This is a genomic window from Vibrio genomosp. F10 str. 9ZD137 (assembly GCF_049974785.1).
Lineage (GTDB): Bacteria > Pseudomonadota > Gammaproteobacteria > Enterobacterales > Vibrionaceae > Vibrio.
Genome location: NZ_JBNGCJ010000193.1, coordinates 1 through 397 on the forward strand (window position 1 = coordinate 1; position 397 = coordinate 397).

Annotated in this window: 1 protein-coding gene; it reads right to left on the minus strand. The window is 46.9% G+C overall.

The features are described 5' to 3' along the window. On the minus strand, positions 1 to 332 hold a 332-nt coding region (locus ACP45E_RS02505; RefSeq protein ID WP_241824251.1), incomplete at its 3' end, for an enoyl-CoA hydratase-related protein. Positions 333 to 397 lie beyond the last annotated feature (65 nt).

Here is a 397-nt window from a genome sequence, read left to right on the forward strand (position 1 = left end):
AACCGCTCTTCCGATCTAACAGGGTAAGGTAAATCGGATAACGCCTGGAACATCTCTTGCCCTTGCACTGCGAGCGCTTGGGCTTCTTGGGCTGTTTTGCATTCCGCTAACATGCGAATATCGGCACCCGCAATAAAGTTGTCGGGCTTATCGGAATGAATAATCACGCCCTTGAGTTCACTTTGATAAGATTCAAGTTCAACCAAAATATCTTTAATCTCGGAAACAAAGGCAGACTGAAGCGTGTTCATCTTCTCGCCCGGCACATCAATTGAAAGCCAAGCCACCTTATTGTCATCCACTTTCAAGTGGAACGCTTTAGACTGAGACATTATTCAACCTCCAAAATCATTGCTGCACCTAAGCCACCCGCTGCACAGGCGGTATTAAGCGCCAA